Annotated in this window: 12 protein-coding genes; 3 read left to right on the top strand and 9 right to left on the bottom strand. The window is 46.8% G+C overall.

The annotated features are described in order from the left end of the window. The 4 genes from spoIIIAC to AC1DSE_RS31010 form a co-directional block, all read right to left on the bottom strand. On the bottom strand, positions 1 to 122 hold a 122-nt coding region (spoIIIAC, locus tag AC1DSE_RS30995), incomplete at its 3' end, for a stage III sporulation protein AC (RefSeq protein ID WP_477528758.1). Between the two features lie 15 nt (positions 123 to 137). Then, entirely contained in the window at positions 138 to 656 is a 519-nt protein-coding gene (spoIIIAB, locus tag AC1DSE_RS31000) for a stage III sporulation protein SpoIIIAB (RefSeq protein ID WP_076266947.1), read from the bottom strand. Continuing rightward, the gene (gene spoIIIAA, locus AC1DSE_RS31005) at positions 653 to 1,702 is read right to left on the bottom strand and encodes a stage III sporulation protein AA (RefSeq protein ID WP_441961164.1); all 1,050 of its coding nucleotides are present in this window, start codon (positions 1,700 to 1,702) and stop codon (positions 653 to 655) included. Before spoIIIAA ends, spoIIIAB begins: the two co-directional genes overlap by 4 nt. Positions 1,703 to 1,805: 103 nt before the next feature. Further along, positions 1,806 to 2,072: a YqhV family protein gene (locus AC1DSE_RS31010; protein ID WP_076266945.1), complete on the bottom strand. Its 267-nt coding sequence runs from the start codon at positions 2,070 to 2,072 to the stop codon at positions 1,806 to 1,808. Between the two features lie 136 nt (positions 2,073 to 2,208). Here AC1DSE_RS31010 and AC1DSE_RS31015 point away from each other — a divergent pair, with 136 nt between their 5' ends. Then, complete coding sequence (locus tag AC1DSE_RS31015; RefSeq protein ID WP_477528755.1) at positions 2,209 to 2,922, top strand: 2-phosphosulfolactate phosphatase; 714 nt, start codon at positions 2,209 to 2,211, stop codon at positions 2,920 to 2,922. Positions 2,923 to 2,995: 73 nt separating this feature from the next. Here the strand turns inward: AC1DSE_RS31015 and AC1DSE_RS31020 are convergent, their stop codons facing one another. The 5 genes from AC1DSE_RS31020 to AC1DSE_RS31040 all read right to left on the bottom strand — a co-directional run bounded on the left by AC1DSE_RS31020 (position 2,996) and on the right by AC1DSE_RS31040 (position 6,995). Then, complete coding sequence (locus AC1DSE_RS31020; RefSeq protein WP_477510512.1) at positions 2,996 to 4,249, bottom strand: aspartate kinase; 1,254 nt, start codon at positions 4,247 to 4,249, stop codon at positions 2,996 to 2,998. Between the two features lie 48 nt (positions 4,250 to 4,297). Then, a complete protein-coding gene (gene efp, locus AC1DSE_RS31025) occupies positions 4,298 to 4,828 on the bottom strand; it encodes an elongation factor P (RefSeq protein ID WP_477528756.1) in 531 nt (176 codons plus the stop codon). Between the two features lie 28 nt (positions 4,829 to 4,856). Continuing rightward, positions 4,857 to 5,930 (bottom strand): M24 family metallopeptidase, encoded by a 1,074-nt coding sequence (locus AC1DSE_RS31030; protein WP_477510511.1) that lies wholly within the window; start codon positions 5,928 to 5,930, stop codon positions 4,857 to 4,859. Positions 5,931 to 5,955: 25 nt separating this feature from the next. Further along, positions 5,956 to 6,396 carry a type II 3-dehydroquinate dehydratase gene (gene aroQ / locus AC1DSE_RS31035; RefSeq protein ID WP_477510510.1) on the bottom strand — a complete coding sequence of 147 codons (441 nt, stop codon included), beginning with the start codon at positions 6,394 to 6,396 and terminating at the stop codon, positions 5,956 to 5,958. A gap of 92 nt (positions 6,397 to 6,488) precedes the next feature. Beyond that, the gene (locus AC1DSE_RS31040) at positions 6,489 to 6,995 is read right to left on the bottom strand and encodes a YqhR family membrane protein (RefSeq protein WP_441886137.1); all 507 of its coding nucleotides are present in this window, start codon (positions 6,993 to 6,995) and stop codon (positions 6,489 to 6,491) included. A 219-nt stretch (positions 6,996 to 7,214) separates the two neighbouring features. Here AC1DSE_RS31040 and AC1DSE_RS31045 point away from each other — a divergent pair, with 219 nt between their 5' ends. Further along, a complete protein-coding gene (locus tag AC1DSE_RS31045) occupies positions 7,215 to 8,177 on the top strand; it encodes a DUF1385 domain-containing protein (RefSeq protein WP_339203375.1) in 963 nt (320 codons plus the stop codon). A gap of 31 nt (positions 8,178 to 8,208) precedes the next feature. Continuing rightward, positions 8,209 to 8,508 (top strand): hypothetical protein (locus tag AC1DSE_RS31050; protein ID WP_477528757.1); only part of this gene is annotated, 300 nt, incomplete at its 3' end.

The following is an 8,508-nucleotide window of genomic DNA, read 5'->3' on the forward strand; positions in this document are numbered from 1 at the left end:
CCGATTAGCGTTACCCAGTGCGCCATATCTTCTTTTCCCATTTGCTTCAGCACCGAATGTATCATTGCGATAACAATTCCGATTCCAGCAATTTGGAAAATGGCGCTCACATCCATATTCATCAATGCGGCACCCCACTACACCATCAAAATGACGACCAGAACGGCGATCAAAATTCCGAGACTTTTCCACATTTTCTCGTAACGCCCCTGATCGTCTCTCGCAGCGTCCTCCTCAGCCTTCAGCTGCAATAACGCAAGATGTATATGCTTCATTTGATCTTCCTTATCGCTTATACCAAGCGTCGTTCCTAAACGTATAAGTACGGCTTGTTCGTTTTTTCGCATCGATGTTGCATCCCATTGTGACTTTATCGCTTGCTCCCAGCTATCGCTGAAGGTAAAGCTTTCGGTTTCCCAAACCCCGTTTGCTGCCTTGCGAAAAATGGTTGCTAACGGCTCCGGAGTAGCAGAAGCAGTCCTCTCCAGTGCTTCTGGCAATGGAGTATGACCATAACCGATTTCTGTCTCCAGCCTTTGCAGTGCATGTGCCAGCTGTCTTAGCTGCCTTGGACGTTCGGCGAATTTCGCTGCTTGCTGGAAGCCTATCATCGTGCCTGCAAACAGGACCAAAACCGCACCTAACAGCTTTATCACGGGTCACCAGCTCGGAATCGACCAGAGAATGAAGGTGCGGTATCCGCAAGCTGCCGATTAGGTGGCTTTGGCTCGCGTGCAAGAGCTCGTTCGGCGACTGCCTCAGCAGGAACGACGCGGTGCATGATACCTTGATCTGTGCGCTTCAGCTCCACCACGTAGGTAAAAGCCCCTTCTTCCAGCAGCTTCAGCAGCACCGGCCTGCCTCTAGCATCCTGCAAATCGTAGGCGTGCGCGGTTGCGACTACACTAATTCCCGCGTGGCTTGCTTCTCGGATGGCTTCCGCATCCTCAGGCCGTCCAATCTCATCAATAATCATGACCTCTGGCGACATTGAGCGAAGCAGCATCATCATGCCTTCTGCCTTCGGACAAGCGTCCATAACATCGGTTCTAGGTCCAACATCAAATGTTGGAATACCGCGAACACAGGCTGCAATCTCTGAACGCTCATCTACAATTCCTACCTTTCGGCCCTGCCATCCGCTTGCTTCTAGGCTTGGCCATAACCCATAGCTGACTGATCTCGCAATGTCTCGTACGAGTGTTGTTTTTCCTTGCTGCGGTGGAGCTAGAATGAGAGTGGAATGCAGCGTTTTTCTCGTCCGATCGATTAGTTTGGGCAGGAGAAGCGCACTCGCTCCGATCACTTCTCTAGCAACTCGAATATTGAATGCGCCAATATCGCGGATACCCCTCACAACGCCGCTGTCGAGTATCGTCCTGCCCGCTAGTCCAATGCGATGTCCGCCTGAAACCGTTATAAAGCCCCTTCTCAGTTCCTCCTCCATCGCATACAAGGAATAGTTGGTAATGCGTTCGAGCAGCTTGCGACATGTGTCTGCCGAAGGCTTGTATGCTCCGTCGGCAGCCTGACGCAGCGTCCCGTCAATCATCATAAATCGAGACTGTCCGCGGAACCCTATTTCTAGCGGTCGTCCCTCTCGAATCCGAATTTCCTCCAGCTGCTCCTGCATTTGTTCAGGAAGGCGCTCCAGCAGCGTCTTCAGCTCCAAAGGCAATAAATGTGATACGCGTGCCAGCATATGATTATCACTCCCGGATGTTTGTCCTTCGTAGTTCCTATTTGTATGCTTGTATTGCGAAAATATGTCTGCCCCATTTCATAAATGCTAGAGTTGAAATCTATTATTTTTTCAAAATACCGATCATCAAGCAAATGACGCCCGCTCCTACCCAAAGAAACTTGCCTGGCGACAGCTTATCGGACATCCCGACGAGCCCCACCGTTGTTGTAGCTATCAGAATAAGCGGGCCTACTAAAGCAAGTGATGAGTTTACTACTAGTGCCTTGTCAATTTGGTTTAAACGAAGCATGAGCAGTGCAGCGCAGATCTCAATTGTTCCAGACGTCAGCCGCAGTGAAGCCATCGTTAATACAATTTTATTTAGCATGAATGGATAACCTCCCTTCAATGAAACGACTATTCCTTAATCATATGCTGGCTTGTCTGTCTTTCATGCCGGGCACAGGCACGTTGTTAGGCGCATATCATAAAGAATTGAGTTTGAGAAAGGCGGAATAACAACGATGCAAGTGCAGGTTATATCCAGTGTGAACGAAGCGAGCTCGGCAAGATTTCATCATAAAACGGCAATTATTATCGATGTTTTGCGAGCTACAAGTACAATTGTTACCGCTATTGCTGCGGGAGCTTCATGCATCATTCCTGCTGAAACGGTAATGGAAGCGCGAGCACTTCAGCGACCGGGAGATTTGCTTGGAGGAGAACGCTTTTGCCGGAAAATCGCGGGTTTTGATGTTGGCAATTCGCCAGAGGAATACACCGAGCAGGCCGTCGCTGGCAAACGAATTATTTTGACGACTACGAACGGAACGAGGGCAATCCATAAATCAATGAGGGCGGATCATGTGTTGACCGCATCGCTTCTAAATGCGGAGGCTTGCGCACGCGCAGCGATCGAGCTGCGGAGAGATGTCGTTATTTTGTGCGCGGGGAGTCACGATGAATTTGCTATTGAGGATGGCTTGTGTGCCGGCCTTGTACTTGATAGACTTCAAGGCTTAATCCACTTCGCTATAGAGATGGATGACTTTGGCTGTGCGATGCTCGCTTTGTACCGAAATCGCTCCACTCAAGTGAAAGAAACGATCATGAACGGAATGACCGGAAAAAAACTGATAAAGCTAGGAATGAAAAAAGACATAGAGGCATGCTCCGCTATCGATATCTATCAAGAAGTACCTAGACTGAACGGTGATCAATTAACGAGGAATGGTTGAAATTCCAAGTTAATAAAAACAAGAAAAAGCGTGCTCCCTAACGAGGAAGCACGCTTTTGTTATTTCTATTAGATTAACGGCGATCCTGAGGGCCGCCTACAAATGCCTGCTCTGCTGTATCAAGACCATACGCAGTATGAAGTGCACGTACAACTTCGCTGAGGGGCTCTGCATTAATAACGCAAGAACATTTAATTTCAGATGTGCTTACCATCTTAATGCTAACACCTAGTGAAGATATGGTTGCGAACATTTTCGCTGCTACGCCTGGATTGCTGACCATGCCAGCACCTACGATCGAGATTTTTACAAGTTCGGATTCCGATGTCGTTTCACGGAAAGGAACAGTGCCGCGAATTCCCTCGATAACGGAGATCGCTTTATCTTTATCATCGCCTGAAAGCGTGAAGGAGAAATCGGCTTTGCCGTCCTGAACACCGCTTTGTACGATAATGTCCACATCGATACCGTTGTTTGCTAATGCGCCGAACACATTTGCAAGCACGCCAGGAACATCCTCAACTCCCATAATGCTGATTCTAGCTACATTTTTGTCAAACGCGATGCCGCGAACGACCACGCCTTGCTCCATGACCGCTTCCTCCTTCACACTTGTACCTTCGTTTTGAGTAAAGCTTGAACGCACAACTAGCTTTACATTGTTATGCTTAGCGTATTCCACCGCACGCGGATGCAATACAGCAGCGCCTAAATTAGCTAGCTCCAGCATCTCATCATAAGAGATTTCATTTAGCTTGCGCGCATTTTTGACTACGCGAGGATCCGTTGAGTAAATACCGTCAACATCGGTATAAATCTCGCAAACGTCTGCTTTCATCGCAGCTGCCATTGCAACTGCAGTCGTGTCAGAACCGCCGCGGCCGAGTGTTGTAATTTCTCCCTCTTCCGTCATCCCCTGAAAACCTGCAATAATAGCTACATTACCCTCTTCAAGCGCTTTGAACACACGCTCTGGATGGATATTAGTCATCTTCGCTTTACCATGCACCGCTTCTGTACGAATGCCTGCTTGCCAACCCGTGAAGGAAACGGACTTTGCACCAAGCTGATGTACGGTCATCGATAACAAGGCTATCGAAATTTGCTCTCCAACTGTTAAAAGCATATCCATTTCCCGCGCCGGCGGATTTGGATTTAGCTGTTTCGACTGATCGATTAAATCGTCTGTCGTATCTCCCATGGCAGAAACAACAACAACGATATCGTTGCCTTCTTGCTGCCTCTCAATAATACGTTTTGCTACACGCTGCATCCGCTCCGGCGTTCCAACGGAGCTGCCGCCAAACTTCATCACGATTAACGACAAAGCCGATTCACTCCTAAACCTGACATATACATACAAGTCAATATTATATCACATTGCGCTTACCAAAACGTCGCCTTCGTTAATGAACAGTGGAACTTGAACGTTAAGGCCAGTTTCAACCTTAGCTGTTTTTGTTGCACCTTGCGCTGTGTTGCCCTTCACGCCCGGCTCTGTTTCAATAACTTTCAGATCTACGCTGTTTTGCATTTGAATACCAAGGATTTCACCTTGATAGCTCGAAATGTTAACGTTCATGTTTTCTTTCAGGAAGTTAAGCTCCCACTCAAGCTGTTTCTTGTCCAAGTTAAATTGGTCAAACGTCTCGTTATCCATGAAGGTATACTCCGAACCGGAGTTATACAAATATTGCACTTCACGGTTTTCGATGATCGCGCGGCCAATGCTCTCGCCTGCACGGAACGTTTTCTCAACAACGTTGCCGTTGCGAAGGTTTTTCAGCTTAGAGCGTACGAATGCAGCGCCTTTACCAGGTTTTACGTGCTGAAAGTCTAGAACTGTAAAAATATCGGAGTCTACTTGCACGGTCAAGCCTGTTTTAAAATCGTTTACTGAAATCATTGCTGATTCCCTCCTGAATGAATAGTCCTTAACCCAGAGTGATTAAATCCTTCGGGGATGAGGTTAATATTTTAATACCGGTTTCCGTAATAACGATGTCATCCTCAATGCGTACGCCGCCGAAGCCTGGTACGTAAATGCCGGGTTCTACCGTAACCGTCATGCCGGGGGTTAAAATCGTTTCACTGAATTTGGACAACCTAGGGGCCTCATGAATTTCCATGCCTAGACCGTGTCCGGTACCATGTCCAAATAGATCGCCATAACCGTATTTCGTAATAATGTCGCGAGTTAGCGCATCCGCTTCACGACCGGTCATGCCTGGCTTAATATGCTCAAGTGCATGCAACTGCGCTTCAAGCACGATATTGTAAATCTCGAGATGCTTAGCTGTCGGAGTGCCGACCACGACTGTGCGTGTCAAATCGGAGCAATAACCGTTGTAATAAGCGCCGAAATCAAGCTTTACAAACTCATTATTCCCAATAATTCGATCACTAGCTACTCCATGCGGCAACGCAGAGCGCTCGCCTGAGGCTACGATCGTATCGAAGGAAGAAGAAGTCGCGCCATGGCTGCGCATATAAACTTCCATTTCAAGTGCGATATCCGTTTCACGAACTCCTGGGCGAATGAGCTTCAAAATGTGATTGAAGGTGCTGTCCGCAAGATCGGCAGCTTCCTGCATAATTTGAAGTTCTGCCTCGTCCTTAATGTAGCGAAGCTGTTCCACTAATCCTGAGGCAGGCTCAAGCGTGATACCTTCTAATGTTTTCGACCAAGCTGTAAATTCACTGTATACGACATGGTCTTGTTCAAAAGCCAGCTTCGACAGCTTATGTTGTCTTAGCAGCTCAAGCACATCCGCAAGCGGATTCGAACCATGCTCAACAATTTGAAAATTGACCGCCTGCAGCGGCGCTTGTGTGCGGTAGCGGAAATCCGTCAGCAAATAGCTTTCGCTTAGCGTAATCAACACCATGCCTGACGAACCAGTGAATCCGCTTATGTAGCGACGGTTATACTCGCTTCCAATTAGTATCGCTTCAAAGCGATGTTCTTCCATCAGCTGCCGAAGTCGTTTTACTCTATCGTTTGCCATAACCGCTTCACCCTCTCTTAACTTATTACTGTTTGTTCAAGTGACGCACGAGCGCAGTTAGACCAAGCTCATAGCTATCAGACCCGAAGCCGGCAATTTGACCGACTGCAATCGCAGCAATGACGGACGTATGACGGAACGCTTCTCTCTTGTGAATGTTCGACATATGCACCTCGATAATCGGCAAATCAACGGTGCTAAGCGCATCGCGAAGCGCGTAGCTGTAATGAGTCCAAGCACCAGGATTGATGACAATGCCGTCTGCTTTGCCGTACGCACTATGTATTCGATCAATCATATCGCCCTCATGATTCGTTTGGAAAAATTCAACGGAGACGCCAAGCGCCTCAGCTTTATCCTTCAAGAGCGATTCGATGTCTGCAAGTGTTTCTGTCCCGTATACGCTAGGCTCACGAATGCCGAGCATATTTAAGTTCGGTCCGTTTAAAACAACAATTTTGTGCATCAATGCACCTCCCAAGCAACCGAATCCATCATAGGTTCAAAGATCATTAGCCATTTTACCACAAATGTCTGCCGCTTGAGAAGTAGAACTCGCTACTGAGCTTTCGCAGGCTCCCTCGATGCTTCATCCGTGAACTCAAAAGCAATCGAATAACCAATGAATACACCCCATAAAAGAAAGACACACAACTCTGTGTAAAGCGTATTCCAGCCCGCTTTCGTGATGCCTGGCATAACGCCGAGCAGTGGTCCCACCGCAATAAACAAAATCGCCCACCAAACCAATCCGTACACGATACCCGGCCAAGGTCCTCGCAGCTTCCCAAGTATAACTTTATATAGAAAGGCAGCCACAATAGAAAAAATAATAAACGCTCCAATACTTACAACTTCTCCCCATCCTGTTTTTAGAAAAGACGCTTTAAAAAAAGGATCTGCTACAAATCCGGGAAGCACCTTCGTAAAATTCATTTCAAAGAACATCCAGCGTACAATGCCCCATATTAAGCCAGCAAAAAAACCGATTTTGATTGCGTAAAGCCACGGGTTTGTTACATGATCCTGTTTATCATATTGGTTTCGTTGTTTATTGTTAGCCATTACGCTAAGCCTCCACTCTTATTTCCATAGTTGTCCGAATTAGTATGTGAAATAATAGCGATGGATAACCATACTTTACCGTCAACTTGCTTATCCCTTCCTTTATGTACGCTGACGTTGGCAATTGACTGATAGATCAAGTACAATAGACATACAAAGATAAGGTACATTCGTCGCAACAGCTAAGACGATATTCCAATCAAGGAAGGTGACAAGCACTTGCCGCAAGACTCCCGAAGCATATATGGCGGACAAGCGGTTATTGAAGGCGTTATGTTTGCTGGTAAACACGTTAACGTAACAGCTGTCCGGCGCAAAAATGATGAAATCGTATTTTATGAAGTACCTCGCACTACGAAGAACTGGATTCAAGCTTTGAAAAAAATCCCTCTCGTGCGAGGCGTTGTCGGCATTCTTGAATCAAGCGCCAAAGGCTCCCAGCATTTGAACTTCTCTATGGAAGCCTACGCTGAGGATGAAGCCGGTGAGGGTAAAGAAACAGACAGCAATCAACAACCTGCTGCAGTAAAGGAAGAGAAAAAGCAAGGCTGGAGTCTCAGCATGATTGTTGGCGTCGCTGTCGCTGGCGTGCTTTCCTTTATTTTCGGCAAACTTATTTTCACTGCTGCACCCGCAGCGCTCGAGGAACTTCTTTTCTCAGGGGTATTTGAAAATAAAATTGGTCATAACCTATTAGAAGGACTTATCAAAATTATTTTGCTGCTTTCTTATTTGTATTTCATTTCCATGACACCGTTAATTAAGCGGTTGTTCCAATATCATGGAGCTGAGCATAAAGTAATTAGTACTTATGAAGCTGGTGAAGAGCTTACGGTTCAAAATGTACAGAAGTACAGCCGCCTTCACTACCGCTGCGGTTCAAGCTTTATCGTGTTCACTGTTATTGTAGGAGTTGTTGTCTACTCGTTGCCTTTCTTTACTTGGGACACCATTTGGGAACGCGTCTACATCCGTATCTTACTGCTTCCACTCGTTCTTGGCCTCTCCTACGAGGTGCTTCGCTGGACAAATGCTTTGCGTGAAATTCCAGTGCTGCGCTACCTCGGATATCCGGGACTATGGCTGCAGCTTCTAACGACCAAAGAACCGCGTGATGAGCAAGTTGCGGTATCCATTGCTTCCTTCAAGCGCATGCTTGAACTAGACAAACAAATGAAATAATTTCTATTGAAAAAGGAAAGGCGGAATTACAATGAGCAGAATACCAAGCAAATGGAATGTTTGGTCCATATCGTTTTTGGCGCTGCTGTTGATCGGTCTCGTTTACAGCGTTATCCAAAGCCCAATAACCTTTCTAATTCCCATTGTGGTGCTTGGCGGCATTTTCTTGCTATATAAATATCCGCCTTCTTTCTTAAAAGGTTACAATACGCGGCAAGGAGGAGTACATGTCACACAAAGACGTGCTCCTGCAAGCAAAACGAGAACGAACAAAAACCGCTCCAAGACCGTGCCGTTTCGTGTTATTGAAGGCGGCAAGGAAGATGACGAA

Source organism: Paenibacillus sp. 01L418, from assembly GCF_056400045.1.